General features: G+C 41.4%; 27 protein-coding genes. 5 read left to right on the top strand and 22 right to left on the bottom strand.

Translation table 11 applies throughout. The features are described from left to right. Positions 1 to 145: 145 nt before the first annotated feature. From dnaK to gpr, 8 genes are all read right to left on the bottom strand, one after another. Complete coding sequence (gene dnaK, locus QUF78_RS18440) at positions 146 to 1978, bottom strand: molecular chaperone DnaK (protein WP_289325800.1); 1833 nt, start codon at positions 1976 to 1978, stop codon at positions 146 to 148. A 37-nt stretch (positions 1979 to 2015) separates the two neighbouring features. Then, positions 2016 to 2612, bottom strand: a complete 597-nt coding sequence (gene grpE, locus QUF78_RS18445; RefSeq protein ID WP_370015851.1) for a nucleotide exchange factor GrpE — start codon at positions 2610 to 2612, stop codon at positions 2016 to 2018. A gap of 98 nt (positions 2613 to 2710) precedes the next feature. Next, the gene (gene hrcA / locus QUF78_RS18450) at positions 2711 to 3739 is read right to left on the bottom strand and encodes a heat-inducible transcriptional repressor HrcA (RefSeq protein WP_289325801.1); all 1029 of its coding nucleotides are present in this window, start codon (positions 3737 to 3739) and stop codon (positions 2711 to 2713) included. A 123-nt stretch (positions 3740 to 3862) separates the two neighbouring features. After that, positions 3863 to 5014: a radical SAM family heme chaperone HemW gene (hemW, locus tag QUF78_RS18455; RefSeq protein ID WP_289325802.1), complete on the bottom strand. Its 1152-nt coding sequence runs from the start codon at positions 5012 to 5014 to the stop codon at positions 3863 to 3865. Positions 5015 to 5103: 89 nt separating this feature from the next. Further along, on the bottom strand, positions 5104 to 6939 hold the full coding sequence (gene lepA / locus QUF78_RS18460) for a translation elongation factor 4 (RefSeq protein ID WP_289325803.1): 1836 nt from the start codon (positions 6937 to 6939) through the stop codon (positions 5104 to 5106). Between the two features lie 176 nt (positions 6940 to 7115). Next, on the bottom strand, positions 7116 to 7439 hold the full coding sequence (locus tag QUF78_RS18465) for a YqxA family protein (protein ID WP_289325804.1): 324 nt from the start codon (positions 7437 to 7439) through the stop codon (positions 7116 to 7118). Positions 7440 to 7459: 20 nt separating this feature from the next. Then, a complete protein-coding gene (gene spoIIP / locus QUF78_RS18470) occupies positions 7460 to 8659 on the bottom strand; it encodes a stage II sporulation protein P (protein WP_289325805.1) in 1200 nt (399 codons plus the stop codon). An 86-nt stretch (positions 8660 to 8745) separates the two neighbouring features. Further along, positions 8746 to 9864, bottom strand: a complete 1119-nt coding sequence (gpr, locus tag QUF78_RS18475) for a GPR endopeptidase (RefSeq protein ID WP_289325806.1) — start codon at positions 9862 to 9864, stop codon at positions 8746 to 8748. Positions 9865 to 10150: 286 nt separating this feature from the next. Here gpr and rpsT point away from each other — a divergent pair, with 286 nt between their 5' ends. Further along, positions 10151 to 10417, top strand: a complete 267-nt coding sequence (gene rpsT, locus QUF78_RS18480; RefSeq protein ID WP_034308554.1) for a 30S ribosomal protein S20 — start codon at positions 10151 to 10153, stop codon at positions 10415 to 10417. A gap of 88 nt (positions 10418 to 10505) precedes the next feature. On the opposite strand, the gene holA is transcribed toward rpsT, so the two are convergent. Beyond that, complete coding sequence (gene holA / locus QUF78_RS18485) at positions 10506 to 11522, bottom strand: DNA polymerase III subunit delta (RefSeq protein ID WP_289327355.1); 1017 nt, start codon at positions 11520 to 11522, stop codon at positions 10506 to 10508. 341 nt (positions 11523 to 11863) lie between these two features. On the opposite strand from holA, the gene QUF78_RS18490 reads away from it, so the two are divergent. Then, positions 11864 to 11998: a YqzM family protein gene (locus tag QUF78_RS18490; RefSeq protein WP_289315614.1), complete on the top strand. Its 135-nt coding sequence runs from the start codon at positions 11864 to 11866 to the stop codon at positions 11996 to 11998. Between the two features lie 75 nt (positions 11999 to 12073). Here QUF78_RS18490 and QUF78_RS18495 read toward each other — a convergent pair whose 3' ends face one another. From QUF78_RS18495 to QUF78_RS18505, 3 genes are all read right to left on the bottom strand, one after another. After that, complete coding sequence (locus QUF78_RS18495; protein ID WP_289325807.1) at positions 12074 to 14380, bottom strand: DNA internalization-related competence protein ComEC/Rec2; 2307 nt, start codon at positions 14378 to 14380, stop codon at positions 12074 to 12076. A gap of 25 nt (positions 14381 to 14405) precedes the next feature. Then, positions 14406 to 14966, bottom strand: coding sequence for a ComE operon protein 2 (locus QUF78_RS18500; RefSeq protein ID WP_289325808.1), 561 nt, complete (start codon positions 14964 to 14966; stop codon positions 14406 to 14408). A gap of 79 nt (positions 14967 to 15045) precedes the next feature. Continuing rightward, the gene (locus tag QUF78_RS18505; RefSeq protein WP_289325809.1) at positions 15046 to 15681 is read right to left on the bottom strand and encodes a helix-hairpin-helix domain-containing protein; all 636 of its coding nucleotides are present in this window, start codon (positions 15679 to 15681) and stop codon (positions 15046 to 15048) included. Positions 15682 to 15791: 110 nt separating this feature from the next. Here QUF78_RS18505 and comER point away from each other — a divergent pair, with 110 nt between their 5' ends. Next, a complete protein-coding gene (gene comER, locus QUF78_RS18510) occupies positions 15792 to 16622 on the top strand; it encodes a late competence protein ComER (protein WP_289315610.1) in 831 nt (276 codons plus the stop codon). A 100-nt stretch (positions 16623 to 16722) separates the two neighbouring features. Here the strand turns inward: comER and QUF78_RS18515 are convergent, their stop codons facing one another. Genes QUF78_RS18515 through QUF78_RS18550 form a run of 8 tightly spaced genes read right to left on the bottom strand, consistent with a single transcriptional unit; the run spans position 16723 to position 21736 of the window. Further along, a complete protein-coding gene (locus QUF78_RS18515; protein WP_289325810.1) occupies positions 16723 to 17466 on the bottom strand; it encodes a class I SAM-dependent DNA methyltransferase in 744 nt (247 codons plus the stop codon). Continuing rightward, the gene (gene rsfS, locus QUF78_RS18520) at positions 17463 to 17819 is read right to left on the bottom strand and encodes a ribosome silencing factor (RefSeq protein WP_057218744.1); all 357 of its coding nucleotides are present in this window, start codon (positions 17817 to 17819) and stop codon (positions 17463 to 17465) included. The genes QUF78_RS18515 and rsfS overlap by 4 nt, the downstream gene beginning before the upstream one ends. Further along, on the bottom strand, positions 17819 to 18391 hold the full coding sequence (yqeK, locus tag QUF78_RS18525) for a bis(5'-nucleosyl)-tetraphosphatase (symmetrical) YqeK (RefSeq protein WP_289325811.1): 573 nt from the start codon (positions 18389 to 18391) through the stop codon (positions 17819 to 17821). Before yqeK ends, rsfS begins: the two co-directional genes overlap by 1 nt. After that, positions 18381 to 18950 (bottom strand): nicotinate-nucleotide adenylyltransferase, encoded by a 570-nt coding sequence (locus QUF78_RS18530; RefSeq protein ID WP_289315607.1) that lies wholly within the window; start codon positions 18948 to 18950, stop codon positions 18381 to 18383. The genes yqeK and QUF78_RS18530 overlap by 11 nt, the downstream gene beginning before the upstream one ends. An 11-nt stretch (positions 18951 to 18961) precedes the next feature. Next, the gene (gene yhbY / locus QUF78_RS18535; RefSeq protein ID WP_207437102.1) at positions 18962 to 19252 is read right to left on the bottom strand and encodes a ribosome assembly RNA-binding protein YhbY; all 291 of its coding nucleotides are present in this window, start codon (positions 19250 to 19252) and stop codon (positions 18962 to 18964) included. Further along, positions 19246 to 20088 (bottom strand): shikimate dehydrogenase, encoded by an 843-nt coding sequence (gene aroE / locus QUF78_RS18540; RefSeq protein ID WP_289325812.1) that lies wholly within the window; start codon positions 20086 to 20088, stop codon positions 19246 to 19248. Before aroE ends, yhbY begins: the two co-directional genes overlap by 7 nt. Before the next feature lie 20 nt (positions 20089 to 20108). Next, positions 20109 to 21218 (bottom strand): ribosome biogenesis GTPase YqeH, encoded by a 1110-nt coding sequence (gene yqeH, locus QUF78_RS18545; RefSeq protein WP_483313853.1) that lies wholly within the window; start codon positions 21216 to 21218, stop codon positions 20109 to 20111. Then, positions 21215 to 21736 carry a YqeG family HAD IIIA-type phosphatase gene (locus QUF78_RS18550; RefSeq protein WP_289325814.1) on the bottom strand — a complete coding sequence of 174 codons (522 nt, stop codon included), beginning with the start codon at positions 21734 to 21736 and terminating at the stop codon, positions 21215 to 21217. Before QUF78_RS18550 ends, yqeH begins: the two co-directional genes overlap by 4 nt. A gap of 465 nt (positions 21737 to 22201) precedes the next feature. On the opposite strand from QUF78_RS18550, the gene QUF78_RS18555 reads away from it, so the two are divergent. Beyond that, positions 22202 to 22342: a sporulation histidine kinase inhibitor Sda gene (locus QUF78_RS18555; RefSeq protein ID WP_034311351.1), complete on the top strand. Its 141-nt coding sequence runs from the start codon at positions 22202 to 22204 to the stop codon at positions 22340 to 22342. A gap of 53 nt (positions 22343 to 22395) precedes the next feature. Here the strand turns inward: QUF78_RS18555 and QUF78_RS18560 are convergent, their stop codons facing one another. After that, positions 22396 to 23181 (bottom strand): phosphatidylserine decarboxylase, encoded by a 786-nt coding sequence (locus QUF78_RS18560; RefSeq protein WP_289325815.1) that lies wholly within the window; start codon positions 23179 to 23181, stop codon positions 22396 to 22398. Positions 23182 to 23316: 135 nt separating this feature from the next. On the opposite strand from QUF78_RS18560, the gene pssA reads away from it, so the two are divergent. After that, positions 23317 to 23856, top strand: a complete 540-nt coding sequence (gene pssA / locus QUF78_RS18565) for a CDP-diacylglycerol--serine O-phosphatidyltransferase (RefSeq protein WP_289325816.1) — start codon at positions 23317 to 23319, stop codon at positions 23854 to 23856. Between the two features lie 65 nt (positions 23857 to 23921). Here the strand turns inward: pssA and QUF78_RS18570 are convergent, their stop codons facing one another. Further along, positions 23922 to 25712, bottom strand: coding sequence for a M3 family oligoendopeptidase (locus QUF78_RS18570; RefSeq protein WP_289325817.1), 1791 nt, complete (start codon positions 25710 to 25712; stop codon positions 23922 to 23924). Positions 25713 to 26207 lie beyond the last annotated feature (495 nt).

Genomic DNA, 26207 nt, shown 5'->3' on the forward strand with positions numbered 1-26207 from the left:
GAAAACCAGATGCCAATGTTCCCTGACAATGATTCCCTTCACTGTAAAAAAAGCCAAAGTCAAGATAACCTGACTTTGACTTTTCTACAATGGCAGGCAGAAATGAACTGCCCAATATTTATCAGTGTCCCGATTGGGTCACTTTTTATTTTTTCTCTTCTTCGTTAACTTCCGTGTATTCTGCATCAACGACATTATCGTCTTTAGCAGATTCGCCAGCACCGGCTTCGCCAGCTTGCTGAGCTTTTGCCGCTTCTTCATAAAGCTTCATTGTCAAAGCTTGAACGATTTCATTAAGTGCATCTTTTTTCACGCGGATTTCTTCAAGCTCATTTTTCTCGATTGCAGCTTTCAGTTCGTCCTTCGCTTCATTTGCTTTTGTTACTTCAGCTTCGTCCACTTTACCTTCTAGATCTTTAAGCGTTTTTTCCGTTTGGAAGACTAATTGATCAGCTTCGTTACGAAGTTCAACTTCTTCTTTACGTTGTTTATCGCTATCGGCATTTTCTTCCGCTTCACGTACCATGCGTTCGATCTCTTCATCAGAAAGTCCTGAAGATGATTTGATGGTGATCGCTTGTTCTTTGTTCGTGCCAAGATCTTTCGCACGAACGTTCACGATACCATTTTTATCGATATCGAATGTCACTTCAACTTGCGGAATTCCACGCGGTGCAGGTGGAATGTCACTCAATTGGAAACGACCGAGCGTTTTGTTATCCGCTGACATTGGACGTTCACCTTGAAGAACATGGATATCAACTGCTGTTTGGTTATCAGCCGCTGTCGAGAATACTTGTGATTTACTAGTTGGAATCGTAGTATTACGGTCAATCAGTTTCGTGAACACTCCGCCCATCGTTTCAATCCCAAGTGAAAGTGGAGTTACATCCAGAAGGACAACGTCTTTAACATCTCCTGTTAATACGCCACCTTGAATTGCAGCACCCATAGCCACTACTTCATCAGGGTTTACACCTTTGCTTGGTTCTTGACCGATTTCCTTTTTGATCGCTTCAACAACCGCAGGAATACGTGTAGATCCACCAACAAGGATTACTTTGTCAATTTCAGACGCTGAAAGGCCAGCATCTTTCAATGCTTGACGAGTTGGTCCCATAGTACGCTCAACAAGACCTGAAGAAAGCTCATCGAATTTTGCTCTAGTCATCGTTACGTCCAAGTGAAGCGGGCCAGCATCCCCAGCTGTGATGAATGGCAAGGAAATTTGAGTTGAAGTTACACCGGAAAGATCTTTTTTCGCTTTTTCAGCTGCATCTTTCAAACGTTGTACCGCCATTTTATCTTTTGAAAGGTCAATTCCATTTTCTTTCTTGAATGCTTCAACTAGGTAATCGATGATGACTTGGTCGAAATCATCTCCACCTAGACGGTTGTCACCGGCTGTGGACTTAACTTCGAAAACGCCATCTCCAAGTTCCATGATCGATACGTCGAATGTACCGCCGCCAAGGTCGAATACAAGGATCGTTTGATCTTCTTCCGTTTTATCCAAACCGTATGCAAGTGCTGCAGCTGTAGGTTCGTTGATGATACGTTCCACTTCAAGACCAGCAATTTGACCAGCATCCTTAGTTGCTTGACGTTCTGCATCATTGAAGTAAGCAGGTACAGTGATAACCGCTTTTGTAACTTTTTCGCCAAGATACTCTTCAGCGTATGATTTTAAGTATTGAAGGATGATTGCAGAAACTTCCTGAGGTGAGTATTCTTTTCCTTCAATTACTTCTTTATGGTCGGTACCCATATGGCGTTTAATGGAAATGATTGTGTTAGGGTTTGTAATCGCTTGGCGTTTTGCCACTTCCCCTACTTGTCTTTCTCCATTTTTGAATGCCACTACGGATGGTGTTGTACGGTTTCCTTCTGGATTCGGGATTACTTTTGGTTCCCCGCCTTCAAGTACAGATACACAAGAGTTTGTTGTACCTAAGTCAATACCTATAATCTTGCTCATAGTTTCACTACCTCCCAATTTTTTATATGTAAAAATCTTATTCGTTCACTTTAACCATTGCAGGTCGAATCACACGGTCTTTAAGAAGGTATCCTTTTTGGAATTCCTCGACGACGATGTTAGAACCGAAGTTTTCATCTTGAACTTGCATGACCGCTTGATGCAAACGCGGATCGAACTCTTCACCAACCGAACTGATCGGTTCGATGCCTTCTTTAGTCAATGCATCAGTAATCGCTTTGTAGACCATTTCCATGCCTTGAAGCAGGGATTTCGTCTGTTCATTTTCCGCTTCGATTTTTGTAGCTCTTTCAAAATTATCAAGAGCTTCCACTAAATCACTGGCAATACTTTGAACTCTATATTTTTGAGCCGCCTCCATATCAAGCTTGGCACGGCGTCTTGAATTATCAAAATCGGCCTGCAGACGAAGATAACGGTTATCCATTTCTTCGATTTTTGCCTGAAGCTCAGCAATCTTTTCATGAGCCAATTGAAGTTCATCTTTTTCAACCGGAGTTTCCTCCTGGTTTTGTTCTGCTGGAGTTTCTCCTTCAGCGAAAACTGCTTCTGCAGCGCTTTCCTCGATTGTTTCATTTTCCAATGTTTTTTCTTCATTTTTATTTTCTGTCACAATCTCACCTCCCTAAAAGGGTTATACAATTTATGCTAAAGTAATAGGTCAGGCTGCGGAATATGACCTCCGCCACCTTAACAATATTACCTTTGCTACTATTTTTGATACAGTTTTGTCATTAGGGCCGTTAAATCTTTCGAGAAAAACGAAAGCAAACTGATCACTCGCGAATATTCCATTCTCGTCGGACCCAATATGGCTAATGTGCCCACTTGCTCCTGCCCGATTGAGTATGTTGCCGTAATCAAACTGCAGTCATCGAGCACTGTGTTTTGATTTTCACGGCCAATCTTGACGTGGATGCCCGATGGATTTTGAGTAATGAGTTCATAAAAACCCTGCTCCTGCTCAATCATCGATAAAAGCGTGCTTACTTTAGCAATATCATGGAACTCAGGCTGCCTTAGCATATTCGTTTTCCCGCCGAAAAATATTTTTTCGGGCTTTGTGTCCGTCAGGGTATCCGCCAGGACAGAGACCATCGATCCATAGTTATGGATGTGACGGCTCAAAAGAACAGCCACTTCCTTGTAGATCTTATCCTTTAGATCAACTAGCGGAACATCGACCAAACGGGAATTCAATATGTTCACCATCTTTTCAATTTCGTTTATATCAAAAGAAGGCGGTAAGGAAATCATTCGATTTTCCACATGACCTGTATCAGTAATAATGATGGCTATTGCCGTTTCCGGGCTCAAAGGAATGATCTGGATTTTCTTCAGCTTATGCTCATTCACTTTTGGCCCCAGTACAATCGCCGTATAATTCGTCAGTTCCGAAAGTATTTTCGCTGACTTCTGAACGATCTTTTCCAATTCATAAATTCGTTCTACAAAAACGGATTTTAATATCTTCATTTCATTCTTTTTCGGAGCTTGAGGAGAAAGTAAATGATCCACATAATATCTATACCCTTTTTCAGAAGGAATCCTACCGGAAGAAGTATGGGTTTTTTCTAAAAATCCCATTTCTTCAAGATCAGACATTTCATTGCGAATTGTGGCAGAGCTGAACGTAATTTCTTCTTTCTTCGACAAGCTTCGTGACCCGACTGGCTGGGCAGAATGGATAAAATCCTCGATTATCACTTGTAGAATCAATAATTGACGATCAGTTAGCATGTATGATCACCTCTGTTAGCACTCTGTCTCTTCGAGTGCTAATATACTAATAAATTATCAAATGAAGCTTATGATGTCAACAATGAAAACCGCTAATTACTCGTAAAATAACATAGATTAACTTCACTCGGAATCAATAATGCCCAAAAATGATTGGAACACTTCATTTCCAAGCAGTTTCCCCCGCTCCGTCAAGCGCACGAACCCGCCTTCCACCTTAAGCAGACCCTTTGCCGATTCTTCTTCGAGCGGTTTCCTGAAAATCTCCGTCATTTCAACAAAAAATTTACTCTTGAAGGTTTCCAATGAAACTCCTTCCGTTTTTCGGAGACCCAAAAACATCTCCTCTTCCATCCGTTCATGAAGCGGTACTGGGCGTTCCTCCAATACAGGCAGCTGGTTCGCCATCAATGGTGTGATATATTTCTTCACCGGTCCATGATTGGCCACTCTTTTTCCTCCAGTATAGCCATGTGCACCGGCACCAATCCCATAATACTCCACATTATCCCAATATGTCAGGTTGTGCCGGCTTTCAAACCCAGCACGGGCAAAATTACTGATTTCATATTGATGCAGTCCATGCTTCTCCATCTCTTCCATCAGCTTCTCGTACATCGAAGCCTCGAGCTCCTGCGGCGGCAGGTTTAATTTACCCCTTCGCATCTGATTATAAAAAACCGTTTTCGGCTCAACGATCAATGAGTAGCTGGAATAGTGCGGCAATTGAAGGGCAATCGCTTTATCCAACGTGTCATTGAAATCTTCCATAGTTTGTCCCGGCAATCCGTAAATCAAATCGATGCTGATATTCGTAAAGCCAACTTCTTGAGCCAAATGAATCGTTTCATATACTTCAGAAGCCCGATGAGTCCGGCCTATTCGCTTTAATAATTCATCATTGAAGCTTTGCACTCCAAAGCTAAGTCTATTGACACCTGAATGATAAAGTATCTCGAGTTTTTCTCGCGAAAGATCCCCTGGATTGGCTTCGAATGTATATTCAGCCTTTTTTTGATCAAATGGCAGGGTTTCATTGATCGCTTCACATAAAAAAGCAAGCTGCTTTTCATTTAGGGAGGTCGGTGTCCCTCCACCGACGAATACCGTATCCAATCCTGCAGTCGGGTATTTAGAAAGTTGCATCACCATTTCCCTTTTCATCATCTGTAAATATTCGTCAACCGGCTGTCCCTGTAAAAATACTTTATTAAAATCACAATAGTGACAAATATGTTCACAAAATGGTATATGGAGGTAGGCGCTTTTAATCATTGTGTTCACAACCTTTTAATCGAATGAGTCGATAGAAAAAGAGGCTAGATCTCCTCTACCCTCTTTTTTCTATCTATCGTTTATTTTATTTATTTTTTCGGTGTCGTATCATCCATTTTCAAAACAGCCATGAAAGCTTCTTGCGGCACTTCAACGGAACCTACCTGTTTCATCCGCTTTTTACCTTCTTTCTGTTTTTCGAGCAACTTACGTTTACGGGAAATATCGCCGCCGTAACATTTAGCCAATACGTTTTTGCGCATTGCACTAATTGAAGAACGGGCCACGATCTTTTGCCCGATCGCTGCTTGGATCGGCACTTCAAATTGTTGTCTTGGAATCAATTTCTTCAATTTTTCAACAATGACTTTACCGCGTTCATAAGCAAAGTCCTTATGAACGATGAAACTCAACGCATCCACAGTTTCAGCGTTCAGTAAGATATCCATCTTCACAAGCTTGGACGGTTTGTAGCCGATCAACTCATAATCGAATGAAGCATAGCCTCTAGTATTGGATTTCAACTGATCGAAGAAATCATAAACGATTTCCGATAATGGTATTTCATAATGAATGCTCACACGAGTCTCATCGATATATTCCATATCAATGAAGTTACCGCGTTTATTTTGACAGATTTCCATGATCGTTCCGACGAACTCTGTCGGTGCCATCATCGTTGCTTTGACATATGGCTCCTCGACTCGTTCAATCTTTTGAGCATCCGGCATATTGGAAGGGTTATCTACTTTCAGGACCGTTCCGTCTGTCAGGATCACATCATAAATAACACTCGGCGCAGTGGTGATCAGATCAATTTTGAATTCACGTTCAATCCGTTCCTGGATTATTTCCATATGAAGGAGTCCAAGGAATCCGCAACGGAAACCGAAGCCCAATGCTTGCGATGATTCCGCTTCGAACTGTAATGCTGAATCGTTCAATTCCAACTTCTCTAATGCATCCCTTAAATCATTGAATTTCGATGCGTCAATTGGGTATAAACCGCAATATACCATCGGATTCATCTTCCGGTAACCCGGCAATGGCACTGTCGCACTATTCATGGCACTGGTAATCGTATCACCAACAGTCGTATCACCAACGTTTTTAATGGCGGCAGTAAGGAAACCTACATCACCGACGTTAAGTTCATCCAAAAGCTGGGTTTTCGGATTGAAGACACCCAATTCGGTTACATCAAATTCCTTGCCAGTGGACATCATTTTGATTTTGTCGCCCACTTTAATGGAACCCTCAACAACACGGATATAGGCAACCACACCGCGGTACGCATCAAACAGTGAATCGAAAATAAGCGCTTTGAACGGGGCATCGGGATCTCCCTGTGGTGCTGGCACCAATTCAACGACCTGCTCCAAAATCTCCTCGATTCCGATTCCCGCTTTAGCGGAAGCCAAAACTGCATCGGATGCATCCAATCCGATTACTTCCTCGATTTCTCCACGTACCCGTTCCGGATCGGCACTCGGCAAATCAATTTTATTGATGACCGGGATGATTTCCAGGTTGTTGTCCAAAGCTAAATACACGTTTGCAAGCGTTTGGGCCTCAATTCCCTGTGCAGCATCGACAACAAGGACAGCACCTTCACACGCTGCAAGGCTTCGTGAAACTTCATACGTAAAATCGACATGTCCCGGTGTATCAATAAGATGGAAAATATATTCTTCGCCATCTTTCGCATTATATTTCAATTGAATCGCATTCAATTTAATCGTAATTCCACGCTCTCGCTCTAAATCCATGGAATCCAACAGTTGACTCTTCATTTCACGCTGAGTCATTGCGTTCGTTTTTTCAATGATACGATCCGCCAATGTAGATTTTCCATGATCAATATGAGCGATGATGGAAAAGTTACGAATCTTTGATTGTCTTTTTAATTTTTCTTCTCTATTCATGACGTTCACTCCCACTAGTCGACACAATACACTATTTTTTATTATATCAATAGAAAATGCAAGATTCAACAGAATAGTTACAAAAGAAGCATCATTGTAGGGCAAAGGATAAAAAAAGGCTGCATTCCGGATTCGGATGCAACCTTTTGATAGGGCACACTCAACTTATTCCATACCTAAATCATATCAATAAGTGCTTGAAAGGCCCCTGATATCGTATCTCCAAGCGTTTTGCCGATCGATGAGAAAAAGTTGAAGGCTTTCATTTCTTCAAGCTTTTCTTTTTTCGACTCCAAATCATGACTTGTTACTTTTTCGCCAAGAATATCCGCTTCCATCTCCCCTTGATCCGATTGGTTAATAATGAATGCACTATTCAAAGAGGGATCTTCATACCCCTTCATTTTTTTCATCCCATCGTTCGCTTGCTGCATCCCAATCAGAACACCTAAAAATAATACGAGCACAATCCCAGTACATTTCAACCAAAACCGAACCATGATAGAGAACTCCTTTCAACTTACTTCGATTCCGATTCCCCAGTCGTTTTATCAACAGCTTTGGCATCCCAGTAAAATTCACTGAAAACATCGGTAAAGGCATCAACGGTTAAGTACATTTCCTCGAAAGTATTATCAACACCGCCAATTTCCAAGAGCATGGCATTGCTTGACAAATCCTGATTGTATACTCCATTCTTCCCCGCTCCGCCTTGTTTCATAACCCCTCGTGAAATGCCAGGGTATTTTTTCTCCAAAGCTTTATGAAGCTTATTGGCAAGCGCTGCATTTTTTTCGAAGTTCGGGTTATTGCCCCCGACCACGAAGGCAATCTTGGCATAATCTTTACCGTTAATGTTAATGGTCGTATGATTTTTTCGTTTAGAATCACGATGGATATCAATGATATATTCTAGATCTTTGTTGGTAGCCAACGCAGTCTGAACGGATTTACGAGACTCTTGATAGGATTTGGCATAATTCAATCCTTTATTATTCAAATTGCCCATAATATCCGTTTTATCAAGCGATGATCCTATCCCTTTATCAGCCATGTCCTCCACCATTCGTGCACCGAGTTTTGTAATGTTGATTTTAGAATGGTAGGCTAGGTCCGGATTGGTCACCCCTTTTAAATAAGGAAGATACGATTCCCGGTTATGGCTATGGTAAATCTCGACCACTTTCCGTCCATTGGTCGTTTGATTCGGCTGATTGGCCACTCCTTTTTCCGGTTCTTCAATCTCATCCAGGTTTTGCAGGGATGCATCCCTTTCTTCATTCAGGACGTCTACTGGCGGCGAGGATTCATACGGCATATTCGTATAATTCGTTCCTTCACCAGCCACGAGGATCTCATTATCAAAAATCGAAAAGCCAGGAAGTTCCCTGCCAAGTAAACTTCGCGGGTCCTCCAATGAAATGTTAGTCGAGACTTTTATCAATTGATTCGTGATAACCGATTCCTGCTTACCTTCTGGCAGGGCATTAAAAAAATAGTGGTTTTCATTGGCCAGCATCGAGAACAGCATTTTTCCCGAGAATTGGTTGGCTACAGTATGTACGGAATTCGAAGATATCCGATACTCCGGTCTTAGGGAAGTCATGACACCACTGACTGAAAAAACAAAAAGAAGCAAGGCGAGAATACCTAGAAAAGTTTTTATTATTGTTGATCCGTGAATAGCTGTTATGATTCCTGGGGAATTTCTTCTTTTCATCTTTCCACCCTCTCTATAGCTTGTCTATTAATACCTATGACTTTGCTAGAAAGGGTAGAACACCATTTTTGGGCACTGAAAATGATTTAACGGGTATAGTAGCCCGTATTTTCTTGATTTATTGAATTATGCAAGGCAGCATTTAATCCATTAGCTATCAAATTGGCCATATCTTCAATGAAAACATCGACTTCTTTGGGCGTAACCATTAAATTATGACCAAGTGGCGAAAGCACCTCATAAATCAATTTCCGTTTCTCTTCATCAGGGAGGACACCTATCATTCCCAAGAAAGTTTGGCGTTCCTTTTCACCTGGCATATCCTCTTCGGTCAGCTTTGTCCGCTTTCCAAAACTGAATCCAGCGGGTGCCAACGAACGGGATGGTCTGTCCCCTTCATTCATTTCCTTGCCAAAGTGCTTCAAGATATAATCAATCGTATCGCTTGCTATCGATACGGCATCCACGACGGTAGGTATTCCAATGGCTATAACAGGAACTCCCAGGGTAGCCTGACTCAATTCTTTTCGTTTATTTCCAACACCAGACCCTGGATGGATGCCTGTATCCGTAATTTGAATCGTGGAATTCACACGATCAATCGAACGGGCAGCCAATGCATCAACGACGATCAGGAAATCAGGGTTACTTTTTTCGATGACTCCTTTTATGATGTCACTCGTCTCGATTCCCGTAATCCCCATCACACCAGGGGAGATCGCACTGACCGGCCGATAGCCCTCCTTGACCGACTCAGGCTGCAATTCGAACAAATGTCTTGTGACTACAAGGTTCTCAACGACTGCAGGTCCCAGAGCATCGGGAGTAACATTCCAGTTACCAAGGCCGACAACTAAACAACTGCTTTCCTTGGTGATTTTATTCCGTTTCAAGAAGTACGCCAGTTCATTGGCAAACACCTTTTCCACCCGTTGCTGAGTATCCGTATCCTGCTGGCGGATTCCCTGGACTTCGATGGTCAAATAGCTGCCCTGTTTTTTACCGATTTCTTTTTCCCCTTCAGCCGTGACCTCGACTAAGGATACCTTCAGATCTTCCACTTCTTTTTCCTTAATAATGACCCCTTCAATATGGGATACATCCACTTCCTCAACGACACCTTTATGTTCAAGGGCAATTTCCTTTGCTTCAATCGCCAAATCTGTTCGAATTCCGTATTCACTAAGGTCCAAATTATTTTCCATAACGGCCTCCTGATGTTTGAATTGTATCTAATCTAGTAATTTTTATGGTCTCTCTTAAACATTCTGTCGTTTTTGCTTTTTTATTATTCATTTTTTTGATACAATGAATTATGACGAGATGAATTTATTACTGAAATTATAATTCCTTTTATAATTCCTTTTCGATTCTCAATCTGAAGTATTGCATATTTATGAGCAGTCTGATAGAATATCACTTGTGCTATTTGATATGGATTTGAAAAGTCGAGTTCATATAATCTCGATTTCTTTGTAGGAGGTGAACGGAATGCCAAACATTAAATCTGCTATTAAACGTGTAAAAATCAACGACAAAAAACGCGTTCATAACATTACTGTTAGATCAACTATGCGTACTACAGTGAAAAATGCTGAAGTTGCATTAGCTGGTGAAAACGTTGAAGCTGCTAAAGAAGCTCTATTAACAGCTGCTGTGAAATTAGACAAAGCTGCATCTAAAGGATTAATCCATAAAAATGCGGCAGCCCGTAAAAAATCTCGTTTAGCGAAAAGACTTAACGCTCTTAACGCATAATGACAAAAAATTAAACGATCCAGTTGGATCGTTTTTTTTGTGCGTGTTTTTTCGTATAAAAAAGGTGGCAGGGTTTCTGCCACCTTTTTTATGATCTGATTTTTAAAAGCAGCAGCTCAAGCGTGATCGCCTTATCGGCTTGGCCGGTCTTCATTTTATAATCAGCCTCCGCTAAGTCGTTCATGATGGACAACAGCTCGCGTTCCTGGAATTTCCCCGTCTTTTCGAGGGCCAGTTTCACCCTGTATGGATGCACCTTCAGTTGTCCCGCAATTTTTTGCTGGCTATAGCCTTGACGGGAAAGCTCTTTCACTTGATACATTAGCCTGACTTGTCCAGCCATGACACTTAAGATCTTGATCGGCTCTTCGTTCTGCCTGAGAAGATCGTGTAAAATCGTCATGGCACTTTCCATCTTCCGCTGTAAGACATGATCAACTAGCGTGAAGATATTCTGCTCAAGGGATTTAGCGACCAGCTTTTCCACTATCTCGACCGTAATATGTTTATCAGCTTCTGCATAAAGGACCATTTTATCCAGTTCATTCGTCAGCATCATCAGATTCGTTCCTGCAAGTTCAAGTAAAAGCTCTGTAGCCTGTTCATCTATTTGGACAGAAGAAGCTTCGACCCGCTCCTTTACCCACACCTTTAACTCATGATCACCAAGCTTCTTCGCTTCAACGAGAACCGCCTTACGCTTCAGTTCCTTGGTGATTTTCTTCCGTTCATCCAGTTTCTCATAAGGTGCGGTCAAAACGACAATAGAATAAGGAACCGGATCAGCCAAATACGCTTCCAGTCTTTTCACATTATGTTCAACTCTTGACTTCGTTTTTTCAGCTGTCAAAAAAAATGGGTTTTGCATGAAAACAAGGCGCCTTTCCCCGATAAATGGGAGGGTTTCGACATCTTCAAGCGCTGTTTCAACAGGCGTCTCTTCTAAATCAAATTGAGAAAAGTTAAAATCCATCTCATCTTCGTGAAGGACATTCTCGATCAATAGCTGCTTCGTTTCATTAATTAGGTAGGCTTCCGTTCCATATAACAAGTATACTGGCGCGAATTGCCCTTTTTTTATACTTTTCCATACATCTAATACCAATAGAATCCGCCTCTTTTTTATGTATTCTTCTCTAATGGTATAGGTGGATGGACCATTTGACAAGCTATAAAGGGAACTAGCCCCCTAAAGGACTAATTCCGAATCTATATGAACACTTTCAAGAAAGGCCCGGGTAATCTTCCTTGAAAGCGGGTAAAGTATTCATGTAGAACAAAATTGAGCTTTTCTTTTTTCGCTTGCTTTGTTTGTACTTTTATTTTGACCTCAAAATCCCAAACTATTTGTGACAACTCTTGTCAGTAAAGGAAATGAAGAAATGAAGCCTGTAGATTTTTTTTTGGTAATGTTTTATACTATTAGCAGAAATAGGAGGGGTAATAATGAACGAATTCGAAAAGAATGTCCAATCCAAGACAGATGACGTCGCTGATTCCGCTATGGGATTCATCGGTTCTTTTGTATTTTTCGCTGCCTTGTTCACCATAGCTGTCGTCGTTAAAGCTGTCGGATCCTGATTTCATTACTACATGCACTTATTTTTCCTGATGGAGGCTGCCGTTGCAGTCTCTTTCTTTTTGATTTTCTACATACTATGGAAGTGTCTTCCGAAAGGTTCCTCTCCTTTTGTAATACTTATAAATTATAGATCCATCCTCATCCGTCCTGAACACCTTAATGCCATTTCTCTCCAGATTCCCAATTACCTCTCCGTGTGGGTGACCGTAGCGATTTTCTTTTCCAACCGAAATAAGAGCAGCTTTCGGCTGTAGCTGTTCAAGGAATAACGTGGAAGAAGAAGTTTTACTGCCATGGTGACCAACCTTCAAGATATCCGCCTGCAACTGCGGAAATGTGCTTAATAGCTCCCTTTCGCCCTCTTCTCCCATATCTCCAGTAAATATCCATGACAATCCCCCAATCTCTGAGTGAAGGACTATCGATGAATCATTCTTATTGTCTTCCTTTTCATATGGACTTAGCACGGAAAACTGCGCTCCGTCCACTACCCAATGGTCCCCCCTCTTCAAGACGGTCATTTTCATCTTTTTATCTCTTGCCATGGACACAAAATCCAAATTCCGATAATGCTCCTCACTCCAGCCTCCTATGACGATCTCCCCAACTTTGAAATTCTCAATTAATTCTCCTGCACTTCCCATATGATCTGCATCCGGATGGGTTAAAATCAGTTTGTCCAATTGGTGGATTCCTTTACTTTTCAATAATGGAATGATGATATCATCCGCCGTGTTGAACTTCTTTCGCTTTTTTGCCCATGTTTCGATTGGAAATGTAATTTGCCCACCCGTATCAATCAAATAATTACCGCGATTGAATGGCAGGATAATTAAAATGGAATCACCTTGTCCAACATCGATCATCTGTACTTCAACAAAAGGTGAGAACCTTTGTAAATTATATTGAAGAAGTAATAGGACAATCAGTATTCCGCACCAAATTTTACTTTTTTCAAAAGATTCATCCCAAGTCAGGTATAACCCTAAAAGGGAAATAACAAGTAATGCCATCATGATGAAGGGTGGTTTTCCAAACGCAATGGAGGCCAGTGGCAACTCGGATGCTGCATCCGCGACTTTATTACAAAGTATGAAGGTGAAGTTCAATATAGTTATGAGGAGCTGCCCAAAGGAAGGCAGTAATAAATGAATGAAGAGGGTAATTAATGAAAATGGAAGCAAAATGATCGAATAAAGCGGAACATACAATACGTTCAAGAACACGCCAAGAAAAGATACTTCAAAAAAGTGAAAAAGCAAAATGGGAAGGGCTGCCATTTGGCAGATGGAACTGATGATGAATAGCTGCATCGTTTTTTTGGGGTATCTTAAGAAAATGCTTGAAGACATGATAATGGAGAAAGTGACTGCGAATGAGAGCTGAAAACCTATATCATAGAGCATATTAGGTTGAAAAAACAATAGTGCCATATAAACCGATCCGATTGCGGCACCCGCCGAGATCCGCTTCTTGAATAGCAAGAGTAAAAAGAAAAGCATAGCCATTAAACAGGATCTCACCACCGATGGGCTAGCACCTGAGAGTATCATGTAAACTGGAAGGAAAATCAGGATGGCCACCATCATTCTTTCCCTTGTAATTCCAACCCTGATGCCAAGATAAAATAACACCCCCGTTAAAAAACTGACATGAAGACCGGAAATCGCCAGTAAATGAACCAGACCCAGCCGCTGATAATTAGCAAGGTCATCTTCATCTATATATGTCTGGTCGCCGAATATGAGTGCTGCGACAAAACCGCTCGATTCTTCCGGAAAGTGTTCTCTAATATACGTAATTCCCTTCAGGCGCAAATTACGAATCGAAATGACAATCGAGTTTCCAACTTCTTGGCAATCTCGAAATGATATGGAATCAGCGTTAAATATCCAATGGGTGCCTTGGCGGAAAAGGTAACGCTGATAATCGAAACTGTTTTCATTCCTGTTTTTGTCGGGAATTCGCAAGTTCCCTTCGGCGGGACAGGATAAACCGATACGCAGAAGCTGGCCCAGCTTTTCCTTTTCTTGTTCGGTGTTGATTTTATAACGAAGCATTAACCGTTCGCCTTTCTCACTGCCCACGAATCCTTTTAATGAATTTCCATCTATATTCGGCTGATCGGTAAATGTGATGATAAATTGGCTTTCCGTTCCATGATAGGCCGTGTTGTTTCGGTGATCGGAGAAGGAGGCGGCCCCTAAAAAAATCCCCATGATCATTAAATGAATGCTAAGGGCCTTCACACTTAACCCGACCGAAAAATAAAGGAAACAGAGAAAAATAAAGATAATGATCAAAAGCCTTACATTTAAAAATGAATGGGCCGAAACTCCAAATGTAACCGAGACGGCTAATAAGAGAAGGTGCCTAGCCATGCCTGCCCCCTGTCCGATTTAAGATTTAATTGTCAAATATCTGTTTGGCCTGCTTTTCCAGCTCCAATACAGCTTCTTTTCCCAGACCTGTTCGTTCAAGCTGAGCTAGCAATGAGAACACAAAGTCCTTTTTTTCTTTTCCATTAACATCGATGGCCCCTTTTGCTTCAACCTTTTCGGTCTTGACACCAGCCTGTTTAAATAATTCCAGAGCATATGGATGATTTTTGTAATCCTCCGCATAATAAACAGCTTTGATTCCAGCTTGGATGAGTGATTTACAGCACTGCAGACATGGAAAATGCGTCACATATATTTCAGCCCTATCAGTAGGCACTCCAAATTTCGCACATTGTAAAAGTGCATTCATTTCAGCATGTATCGTTCTGACACAATGATTATCAATTACATAACAGCCATCATCAATACAGTGGGTTCCGCCAGCAATTGACCCATTATATCCTCCAGCAATGATTCGGTTATCCCGGACGATCGTCGCTCCTACAGTGAGGCGTGTACATGTGCTTCTTAAAGCTAATAAATGGCTTTGCGCCATGAAATATTGATCCCAACTAATCCTGTTCATGTTGTATCCCCTTACTCACTAGAATGATTTTCTTCAATTTTACCCTCTTCCTGTTCATTTGTGTAGCATATTCAATCATTCATTGCACCGAAATGGACTCCTGTAACTTTTCAAACGTTTTATCGCCGATTCCCGATACCTTCTTCAAGTCATCTACCTGCTTGAATTTCCCTACCGTTTCCCTATATTCCAGGATCGCAATCGCTTTGGATGGTCCAATTCCCGTCAGGGTTTCTAAATCTTCCTGGGTAGCTGTATTCAAGTTCACCCGTCCTTCTGATGTCCCTTTGGAAGCAGCATTACCAGAAGAAACGACTGATATGTCCTCCAAGTTCCCTTTGTCTTCTTCACCTATTTCCGGTACATAAATGACCATTTGATCTTCAACGATTTGGGCAAAATTCACTTTATCCTTATCGGCCTTGTCCGTAAAACTGCCTGCAGCCGAAATCAAATCGATCACCCGGTCACCTGCCTGTGCCGTAAATAACCCTGGGGCCTGTACAGCCCCTTTAACGTCCACTTTAATGATCACCTGTTCGGTTTCCGCTTCATTTTCACTTTGTTCGATTTCATCTCCTTTTGCCGTAACGGAAAATATATCTTCCGTATCAACCGGATCCGCCCCTGGTTGCAAAAAAAAGTAAATTCCTGCTGCCCCAGATGCCGCTGCAACGGTAATCAACGCCATTTTCTTTTTTAAAATTTTATCCATTTCTTTGCCTCCTTGTTTGATTTCTCACGATACATTGTCATAGGACAGATTAAAAATACATAGTGTTTTTAGGAGTATCAATCGCTTTAAGTGAGAGGAGTTGATCGGCATTGAAGAAAATCGGTGTAATCGGAACCGGCAATATGGGTACCATTTTAATCGAGGCGTGGCTGGAGGCAAAAATTTTGAATCCGGCTGATCTAATCATTACAAATCGAACGCTTTCCAAAGCATTGGTGCTGAAAGAAAAACACCCCGGAATCAAGGTGGCGGAAAGCGCAGCCGAAGTCGTCCAGCAAGCGGACTTTATTTTTCTCTGTGTAAAACCATTACAAATTGACAGCCTGTTACAGGGCATCAAACATCATATAAAAATGGAACAACTAGTTATCTCCATTACAAGCCCGCTTTCAGTGTCCCAGCTTGAATCGGCAGTGAAAGCCCCCTGCGCCCGTTTTATCCCCAGCATAACCAACCGGGTGGGCTCAGGGGTATCGTTACTGAGTTTCGGCAATGGCTGCAGTGAGAAAAAAAAGTCGGAATTATACGAATTGGCCTCCGCCATATCGGCACCGGTCATCATTGAAAATGATATCACCCGGGTAGCTTCCGACATCGTCAGCTGCGGTCCTGCCTTCTTCAGCTATTTAGCACAAGCTTTCATTGACGCGGCATGCCAAACGACGAAGATTGATAAAGAAACCGCTACGACTTTGACTGAGAACATGTTGATTGGCTTAGGGGAACTACTTGGTAAAGGAGTTTATACATTGCCGGCCTTGCAGGAAAAGGTTTGTGTAAAGGGTGGAATCACGGGTGAAGGGATCAAGGTTTTAGAAGCTGAAACAGGGGAAATGTTCCATCATCTCTTTCAAGCTACACATGAAAAGTTTGCAGAGGATCTTCAAGAAGTGGAAAAACAGTTCGGCCATCCATATTAATATTCGTAATCAATATCTCATTTCCTTCTAAAAATAAAAAAAAGAGGTCAGACCTCCACTCGTACAGTGATGTACGAACGGCGATTACTGACCTCTTGATTCATTTACTAGCTACAAACAAGATTCTTTCGGTTTCCGTTACAAGCGGTTCTTCTTCAAGATCCGCCAGAATTTCAGAAACCGTAAAACCTGCTTGCTGCAACCACTGTTTATATTGTTCAACCGGATAGGTCCGTTGATAATGCAACTCATCAAAACGGTCATACAGACCACTTTCATCGTCCCTCACGAAAAAACTTAAATCATGTTCCACACTGTAAGGTTCTTCACCTGGGAAACAGTCCCATATATAGGATACTTCTTCACCATTGACAGCAAACGTATGATCACGAAAGATTTCTTCCATTTTATAAATGGAATGGATATCAAACAAGAATAATCCGCCATTCTTCAAATGCTCATGAACCCTGCTGAACGTTTTCACTATATCCGCCTCGTCGCGAAGGTAGTTCAGCGAATCACAAAAAATCGTGACACAATCAAATTGACCAAGTCCCTCAAGTTCTGCCATATTCTGTTGGAAAAGTGGAATCGATAATCCAAGCTTCACCGCTTTTTCATTGGCAACGAGAAGCATTTCATCGGATAAATCCACGCCGGTGACTTCGAATCCGTGTTGCGCCAATCCAACGGTCATTTCCCCGGTTCCACACGCTAAATCCAGGACTTTCCTTCCACCAATTCCGTACTGTTCCAGCTTCGCCGTAAGGATCATCAGCCATTTTTCATAGGGAGCGTCCTTCATCAATTCATCGTATACATAGGCAAAGCGTTCGTAAGTCATGGAGTCAGTTCACTCTCTAGATCTTCAAAAGGTGCATCTCCCCATAAACGTTCGAGGTTATAATAGTTTCTTTCATCCTTATGGAAGATGTGGGCCACTACATCGCCAAGATCCACAAGCACCCATTTCGCTTCGTCAAAACCTTCAAGACGTTTTACATTGATTCCTGATTCATCAGCTTTGCTCTTCATTTCACGAGCTATTGCTTGTACTTGTTTTTCAGAATTACCGTGGCAGATCAAAAAGTAATCCGCTACAAGGGAAATACCTTGCATGTTCAATGCTACGATATCCTCCGCTCGTTTATCATCCGCCGCTTTTGCTGCAATTACAAGAAGTTCACGTTCAGTCATTACATCTTCTCCTTCAAATTCATGATCAAATCATTATATGTCTTAAATGTGTCAGGGTAAATTGCCTGATTTCTTTTCATTAAAAAAACAACTGTATTCCTTAAAGCCTGGATGACAGCATGATCCAAATTTTGCTTTGCTGTCTGCCTGACTTCGTCGACTCCGGGAAAGGAACGTCCCGGCTCAATATAGTCAGCAAGGTATACGACCTTATCCAAAAGGCTCATGCCAACCCTGCCAGACGTGTGATGGGCAATCGCATCCAATATTTCAGCGTCAGTGATACCGGCTTCCTTTTTTACAAGATAAGCCCCGACAGGAGCATGCCACAGCTCCATATTGTATTCAAGTAACTCCGGGTCCATTTTTTCAGCGATTATAATTTGCTCCATTTCCTCTTTTGGACGAAATTTTGCATAATCATGGAAAATGGCTGCCAGTTCCGCTTTTTTGACGTCGGCACCATACAGTTCAGCAAGTTCAATCGCTGACTCGACCACACCCAAGGTATGAATGTACCTGCGCTCGGTGATTTGTTCTTTGACCAGCGCCAAAGCTTTCTCACGATTCATATAAACCATTCCCTTTAATATACTTCACCACTGGATCTGCTATTAAATATTTCACGGTTTTCCCCGTTCTTAACTTCCTTCGTATCATGGAAGAAGAAATGAACATCTGAGGGACTTTCACCATCGTGATTGGGTATACGGTCTTTTCATTATAGCCAGGGCGCTTCACCCCGACGAAATTGACCATGTTCACCAGCTCGTCAATACGGTGCCAATTCGGTAAATACTCAATCATATCTGCGCCAATTATGAAATAGAACTCATTGCTTGGCTCAAGTTCTTTCAGCAATTTTATCGTATCATACGTATAAGATGTGCCTTTTCTTTCTATTTCAATACCCTCAATATAAAAAGATGGGTTTCCGGCTATCGCGTTTTCCAACATAGCCAGCCTGTCCATATCGGTTACTTCCTCCGATTTTTCCTTATGGGGAGGAACGTGATTTGGCATGAATCTGATTTCATCTAGCTCAAGGGCATCCAGCACTTCATTCGCTATAATTAAATGCCCGATATGTGGAGGGTTGAATGTACCGCCAAGAATTCCAATTTTTTTCATAGATAGGTTCCTTAAGGTAATTTAAGTTGTTTGTTTTCTTTTGATTCTTTATACAGCACAATTGTGTTGCCGATAATCTGAACCAATTCCGCCCGTGCACCTTTTGATAAAGAACGTCCCACATCATTGCGGTCCTCTTCACAGTTTTGCAGGATGCTGACCTTGATTAATTCACGTACTTCAAGCGCCTCACCAATTTGCTTGATGAGATTATCATTGACCCCGCCTTTACCAACTTGAAAAATTGGATTGAGGTGATGGGCCTTTGATCGTAAAAATCTTTTCTGTTTTCCTGTTAACATGTGTTACCTCCTAGTTTGTTCAAGACAATATCTGTCATTCTTGCTGTATCCGGCATAATGCCCGTCCATATCTCGAAAGCGAGCGCAGCCTGGTTGATGAACATCCCCAAACCATTTTGCGTTTCCGCCCCTTTTTCCCCCGCTTCACGCAGCAGCTTGGTATGCAGAGGGTTATAGATAATATCACTGACAATTGCACCGGTTTTAAGCTGGTCGACCTTCAACGGTGAATGATCCAATTCCGGGCTCATTCCTGAAGAAGTCGTTTGGATGATTAAATCATATTGTGATAAGCTTTCTTCCGCTTCGATAATCGAGAGTGCCTTCGATACTTTATCATATGGGCAATCAGAAACAAGCTGGGCCGCTCTTTCCTTTGTCCGGTTTGCAATATCAACTTGCTTTACCCCTTCTTTTACAAGGGTAAAATAAATCGCACGCGCAGCACCGCCCGCTCCGATCACTAACGTTTTTTTAGCCTTAATGTCACCTGATATTTCATCGCATAAAGATTTGAAAAATCCTTTTCCGTCTGTATTATACCCTATAAACCGACCATTTTTGTTAACAACCGTATTTACAGCCCCGATTGCAAGGGCCAGTTCATCCACTTCATCAAGGAATGGGATGATTGAAGTCTTATGAGGGATCGTGATGTTAAACCCTTCTATACCAAGGGCTTTCATGCCTTTTACAGCATCGTTCAAACCTTCATTCGTCACATGAAAATGATGATAAACCGCTTCTATATTTTCTTTTTCAAATGCATCATTATGAATGTCCGGTGACATCGAATGTGCAATTGGATCTCCCATTACCCCATATATCTTTTTCATAGACTAGACGACCCCTATATTTAGATTAATGATTTACGAACGATCACATTTACGCCCTTTGGTACATGGGCAACGATTTTCGCTCCTGGCTCATTGACCGTAACCCAGCCAAGACCTGAAAACACAATATCCATTTTACCATCTTTCAAGGAGAATTCATGTGGAATCAGCTTCGGGAACTCCTCGATTTGTTCAGGCCGTGGGGGCGTCAATAATTCCCCGGCATGGTTTTTATACAATTCATCTGCATTTTCCAATTTCGTACGGTGGATATTCAATTCATTCGAAAGGTAGCAAGTCAGCGAACGCCTTCCGCCTGAGATATAGTCCAGCCGGGCCAGCCCTCCGAAAAATAGCGTCTGCGCTTCATTCAGTTGGTACACTCTCGGCTTGATTTCCTTCTTCGGCATAATCACCTTGAAGTCCCGTTTGTCCACATAATGAGCCATTTGATGATGATTGATGATTCCTGGTGTATCGATCAATGCTTGTCCATCATCCAAAGGTATTTCGATCATATCCAATGTTGTGCCTGGGAAATGGGATGTCGTGATGATATCCCCTTCACCACTCACTTCTTTTATAAGACGGTTGATGAAAGTCGATTTACCTACATTCGTACAGCCCACCACATAGACATCCTTATCTTTGCGATACCGCTCAATCGCATCAGCCGCTTCAAGTATGTGCTTTCCCTTTTCCGCACTGACAAGCAGGACATCAACCGGGTTAAGCCCCAATTCCTTGGACGATTGCTTCATCCAATTAATCAACTTGTTCGGTTTTACTGATTTAGGCAATAAGTCGACCTTATTACCGATCAGAAGAACATCGTTTCTTCCTACAAATCGATGCAGGCCAGGCAGCCAACTTCCATTGAAATCAAAAATATCGACGATTTTGACGATTAAAGAATCAGTTTCGCCTACTTTATTCAAGATTTTCAAGAAGTCATCGTCTGTTAAGGATACATCCTGAACTTCGTTATAATGTTTCAATTTAAAGCAGCGCTGACAAACGATGCTCTCTTTTTCCAGAGCCGATGTAGGGGCAAAGCCCAACTCCTTCGGATCTTCAGTCTGGACTTTCACACCGCAGCCGATGCACACTAATTCTTGATGATTGTTCAATTGTGATCCTCCCATTCTATCATTCCTCTTCGTTTAAAAAACGCCATGATCTTTCTTTCAAAATAACGATTGATTTTCGTTCTGAATTCGTCGGTTTGTGCGACAGGGACCACTAAGATCGTATGGAACCCGCCTCTGTTTCCTCCCAATACATCCGTCAATAACTGATCGCCGATTACAACCGTTTCTTCCAATTTCAATCCCATTGACTTACGTGCTTTATGAAAAGCCCTTGACATCGGTTTCCTTGCCTGAAAGATAAACGGAATGTGAAGCGGATCGGAAAAAGACCGAACCCGATTTTCATTATTATTGGATACAATCGTCACTAAAATCCCATGATCCCTCATATTGTCGAACCATTTGATTAAATCGGGGGTGGCAGTTGGCCTATCCCACTCAACGAGAGTATTATCCAAATCGGTAATGACTCCCTTAATCCCTCTTTTTTTCAATTCTTGAGGATCTATATTAAAAATGCTTTTAACATGTTCACTCGGCAAAAATAATTTAAGCATATTGACACCTCTGTATTTTCATTAAAATTTACCGTCTCCATCATATCGAATTTTCGGCTTACTTTCAAAAAAAATTAGGAAAGAAAGGCTGACGGTAAAAAAACATCATAATGTATGTTTTCTGATATGGAAAGGCATTTTTTATTAAGAAATGGGAAATTAGCAGGTAGACCAGAACCAAAGAACTAATTATTCCTAAAAGATTTCGACAAAAATTTCATTTGTTCAACCTGTGGATAACTTTACTAACATTTTCCATACTGATGTGCGCCATTTCGTCCACCTTGTAAACAACTTAACCACAGGTTATCCACTTTTAACTGTGGATAACAGAACGATTGTTCTCCACGTTTATTTCTGATACAGTAGGGGTACATCAAGGATGACTTATCAATATATGCAAGTGAAAACCAAATTATTCCCCGCAATACCTACTGGAGGTGAGCAGCCGTAAATGGCGTTCTGATGCAAAAACTATCTGATGACCTGTTGCTGGAATCCTATTTTAAAGCGCAGAATTTAAAGTTAAGTACCGATTTCATCCGCCTCATAGAAACGGAAATTCATCGAAGATCCTTAACACATAAAATCCGATCAATTTTTTAATATGAAATACATAGGCTGACATTAAATGTCAGCCTTCTTATTTTCATTTGGAGTTAGACGGCTTTCATGAATCCGATTGTTTCACCGACACGGACATCTGCCGGAATGGATAAGTTTCCTTCAAGTTCAAAACTGCCTTTTTCAAAAAGAAGTACCACTGTCGACCCAAAGCTGAAATATGAAAATTCCTGTCCTTTTTCCAATTCATCCGATTCATCAGTAATGACGATTGAATTTATAAACATGGCCCCGACTTTCACCATTGCCAGGCTTCCAGCTTCATTTTGAAGTTCAGTTATTGTACGGTAATTTTTTGACAATGGCTCTTTTCCATATTTCATCCCCCATTTATTAACGGGGTACGATTTCCTTCCAAGCGTCCATCGTTTGACTACGGAACCCTTGATTGGTGCATGGATCCTATGGTAATGACTTGGGCTTAAGTATAACACGAGATATTTGCCGCCTAGGTACTTTTCCAAATAAAGCTCATCCCCAAGCATCTCCTCCATTGAATATACCTTTCCCTTAACGATGATCTTTTTATCAGCGTATATCTCCCCTGAATCCTCGAGTATACCGTCCACGGGACAAGCCACTGCAGAAGGAACGGCAGTGATGGGCCTGGCGTCCGCCTTTAACCGCCTTGTAAATAGATCATGCAGGTTCGTATACCCTTTTAAATCCTTACCAAATTCTTGTTGATTAAGGTTGAAAGTTTTTACATATAGTAAAATTAAGGGCCTGCTCCAACGTGATTGGCTAAAATGCTTTAATAAACCTGATGAATACCGACCATTCGTCAGTTCAATAAGAATGCGATACAAAGACTGATACAAATAAAACCACTCCAAATTGTAAAATTATTCAAAAATGACTTGCATAAATTGTGTTAAATAAAATATTATTATATAATAAATACTTATGTTTACTATATTTTGTTTTATTTTGTTTCATTTGAAAGGAGTGAAAAGATGTTTTTATTACACGCCCTAGATCAAACCATTAAAAAAGTGAAAGCACAAACAGCAAATATACTTACTTTAATGAATTTATCCCTTGGTGGATTTGCGATAATTGCCGTGATGCACGGCCAATTGAATTTAAGCCTGCTTTTAATCTTCCTGGCTGCCCTTGCAGATCGCTTTGACGGTATGGTTGCACGGAAGTTCAACATTGAATCGGAATTGGGTAAGCAACTTGATTCCATGTGTGACATCATTTCTTTTGGCGTCGCACCAGCTCTATTATTATACCAAGGAATATTAATAGAATTCGGAGCACCTGGCACAATCTTCACGGTTTTCTATATCGGCTGCGGCGCATTTCGCCTCGCCCGCTTCAATATAAGTGAAAGCAATGGGTATTTTACAGGAGTTCCCATTACGGTTGCCGGCTGCATAGCTACCTTAAGTTATCTCGCCATCCCATATTTCCATCCGGTCTTTTTCTTATCCCTTATGATTATATTATCATTACTCATGGTCAGTCCATTTAAAATGAGGAAAGTTTAAATAGGAAAGCGGATGTCCTAAACCGGACATCCGCCTTTTTTCGTTCATATTCAGCCTAAAGCTTTTTATGCCTTTCGGACAAGGGGATCAGTCAAACGTATGAATTCTTCTACATCCTCCATACAGGCCTTAACCGCTTCTTCCCAAAAATCCCGGGTCGTCAAATCGACGCCTAAATGTTTTTCCGCCAAATCCTCGACCTTCATGGAACCGGTATCCTTTAATAGGGCGATATATTTTTCTTCGAATCCTGCCGGTTCTTTCAGGGCATTGGCGTATATGCCTAATGAGAATAAGTATCCGAAGGTGTACGGAAAATTATAAAATGGTACACCTGTAATATAGAAATGTAGCTTTGATGCCCAGAATGTTGGATTATAATCACTTAACGCATCACCATAAGCTTCTTTTTGTGCATCAACCATCAGTTCATTCAACCGTTCGGCACTGACATATCCCTGTTTCCTCTCATCATAAAATCTTGTCTCGAATAAGAAACGGGCATGGATATTCATCAATAATGATACGGAACGCTGAATTTTATCTTCTAAAAGAACCAGCTTTTCTTCTTCACTGGCCGCTTCCTTCACAGCTGCATCCGATACGACCATTTCAGCAAAAGTAGAGGCTGTTTCAGCCACGTTCATTGCATATGATCGATTCAATGGATGGATATCCCTCATCGCATAAGAATGGAATGCATGCCCCAATTCATGGGCCAATGTCGATACATTGGAAGGGGTGCCCGAGTACGTCATGAAAATTCTTGACTGCTTATTTAATGGAAAGCCCGTGCAAAAACCTCCTGGCCTCTTACCTGGTCTGTCCTCCGCTTCAATCCAGCTATCTTCAAAAGCTTTTTGGGTGAAGTTTGCTAATTGAGTGCCAAATTTAGAGAACTGCTGAACGATGAAGTCCGCACCTTCTTGATAATCCATCACTTTGGACTCGGCTGTGACAGCTAGCGGTGCATCCAAATCCGCCCAACTTAATTTATCCAAGTCCAGTAACTCTGCCTTCCTTTGTAAAAACCTCACAAGCGGCTCCTTATGGTCGGCAATTACATTCCACATACTTTCAAGGGTTTCTTTTTTCATCCTCCCTATTTCAAGAGGCTCCTTCAAAATATCATCCCAGCCCCTTTTTTCATTCACGCTGAGACGAAATCCCGCCAAGTGGTTCAAAGTCCGAGCAAAAAGGTCATTTTTTCCCTCCCAAGCCTGTTCCCATGCAGTAAATAATTCTTTTCGGGCCATTCCATCGGGATCAGAAAATTTATTCGCCGCTTGGCCTACAGAAAGATTTTCACCCTTATAAGGGATGGTCATTGAACCAACGATCGTATCATACATTTGGCTCCAACCTTCGAAACCGTCCATGGACAATTGAGTGATTAATGATTCTTCCTTTACGGAAAGCTTTTCCTTTGCCCTTTCCCGACGTTCGTTCAATACGAATTTCAATTCATTCAATGGTTCTTTTTCGAGGATTTTTTTAAAAAACGCATCATCAAGCTGCAACAACTTTTCATCCAGCTTGCTTAACACCATTTTTAGTGAAGCGACTATCTTCATTTGTTTGATCCGCAGCTGACCTGCCTTTTTATCCTGCGCATTTTGAGCTTCCAGGCACCCGATGAAAGCACCGGCCTGTGATGATTTCATATTAGTGTTTTTTAAAAGATCAAATGCCTGGATTAAACTGCTTTCATCATTTCCTTCTGGATTGATATTGCTTACAAGTCGGTCTAATTCTTGTACCTCTTCGTTAATTTCATCTAAAAAAAGCAGGAACTCCTTGGAAGAACTTCCTCCTTTAAAAAAGATATCCAAATCCCATGTCAAAGAATATCCCATACTTTATTGCCCCCTTTTTATCAATAATCCTATTATAGAGGTTTTTTCAAAATTTTTCTAATTAAAAGGAATTTTCAGTATTTTGTCAGAACATTTTTCTATATCCCGGATTAAAAGCATGTTATGATGAATATATTCATATTCTTGGGAAAGGGGTGGTTGATTCATATGAAATTCTTTATTCACATGTCTGCCATCATCCTGCTCCTTTGGACACTGTCCATACAGTTCCATCACCCTGCACAGCAGCTAACCATTGAAGAACATACCGATGTTCACCATTGGGATAAGGCCGACAAGAAACAGCCTTTGGTGCCTTCCTTCAGTTCCTGGCAGTCACTTATCATTATTCTCATTTTCGAATTTTCCATTTTGAGTTTTCTTTATTTTCACTCAAATCTCCGCCTACGATATCTCAGTCCTGTTTTTTTTCAGGCGAATTACGTAGCCTTACGCTCTGACATTTTATAAAAAATAAAATGGAGGAGTGATTCA

It is taken from the genome of Peribacillus sp. ACCC06369 (genome assembly GCF_030348945.1).
Classification (GTDB): domain Bacteria; phylum Bacillota; class Bacilli; order Bacillales; family DSM-1321; genus Peribacillus.

Coding starts and splice junctions, on each gene's coding strand:
- dnaK (WP_289325800.1), bottom strand. CDS start 1,978: ATGAGCAAGATTATAGGTATTGACTTAGGTACAACAAACTCTTGTGTA.
- hrcA (WP_289325801.1), bottom strand. CDS start 3,739: ATGCTAACTGATCGTCAATTATTGATTCTACAAGTGATAATCGAGGAT.
- hemW (WP_289325802.1), bottom strand. CDS start 5,014: ATGATTAAAAGCGCCTACCTCCATATACCATTTTGTGAACATATTTGT.
- lepA (WP_289325803.1), bottom strand. CDS start 6,939: ATGAATAGAGAAGAAAAATTAAAAAGACAATCAAAGATTCGTAACTTT.
- QUF78_RS18465 (WP_289325804.1), bottom strand. CDS start 7,439: ATGGTTCGGTTTTGGTTGAAATGTACTGGGATTGTGCTCGTATTATTT.
- spoIIP (WP_289325805.1), bottom strand. CDS start 8,659: ATGAAAAGAAGAAATTCCCCAGGAATCATAACAGCTATTCACGGATCA.
- gpr (WP_289325806.1), bottom strand. CDS start 9,864: ATGGAAAATAATTTGGACCTTAGTGAATACGGAATTCGAACAGATTTG.
- rpsT (WP_034308554.1), top strand. CDS start 10,151: ATGCCAAACATTAAATCTGCTATTAAACGTGTAAAAATCAACGACAAA.
- QUF78_RS18490 (WP_289315614.1), top strand. CDS start 11,864: ATGAACGAATTCGAAAAGAATGTCCAATCCAAGACAGATGACGTCGCT.
- QUF78_RS18495 (WP_289325807.1), bottom strand. CDS start 14,380: ATGGCTAGGCACCTTCTCTTATTAGCCGTCTCGGTTACATTTGGAGTT.
- QUF78_RS18500 (WP_289325808.1), bottom strand. CDS start 14,966: ATGAACAGGATTAGTTGGGATCAATATTTCATGGCGCAAAGCCATTTA.
- QUF78_RS18505 (WP_289325809.1), bottom strand. CDS start 15,681: ATGGATAAAATTTTAAAAAAGAAAATGGCGTTGATTACCGTTGCAGCG.
- QUF78_RS18515 (WP_289325810.1), bottom strand. CDS start 17,466: ATGACTTACGAACGCTTTGCCTATGTATACGATGAATTGATGAAGGAC.
- rsfS (WP_057218744.1), bottom strand. CDS start 17,819: ATGACTGAACGTGAACTTCTTGTAATTGCAGCAAAAGCGGCGGATGAT.
- yqeK (WP_289325811.1), bottom strand. CDS start 18,391: ATGAATCGTGAGAAAGCTTTGGCGCTGGTCAAAGAACAAATCACCGAG.
- QUF78_RS18530 (WP_289315607.1), bottom strand. CDS start 18,950: ATGAAAAAAATTGGAATTCTTGGCGGTACATTCAACCCTCCACATATC.
- yhbY (WP_207437102.1), bottom strand. CDS start 19,252: ATGTTAACAGGAAAACAGAAAAGATTTTTACGATCAAAGGCCCATCAC.
- aroE (WP_289325812.1), bottom strand. CDS start 20,088: ATGAAAAAGATATATGGGGTAATGGGAGATCCAATTGCACATTCGATG.
- QUF78_RS18550 (WP_289325814.1), bottom strand. CDS start 21,736: ATGCTTAAATTATTTTTGCCGAGTGAACATGTTAAAAGCATTTTTAAT.
- QUF78_RS18555 (WP_034311351.1), top strand. CDS start 22,202: ATGCAAAAACTATCTGATGACCTGTTGCTGGAATCCTATTTTAAAGCG.
- pssA (WP_289325816.1), top strand. CDS start 23,317: ATGTTTTTATTACACGCCCTAGATCAAACCATTAAAAAAGTGAAAGCA.
- QUF78_RS18570 (WP_289325817.1), bottom strand. CDS start 25,712: ATGGGATATTCTTTGACATGGGATTTGGATATCTTTTTTAAAGGAGGA.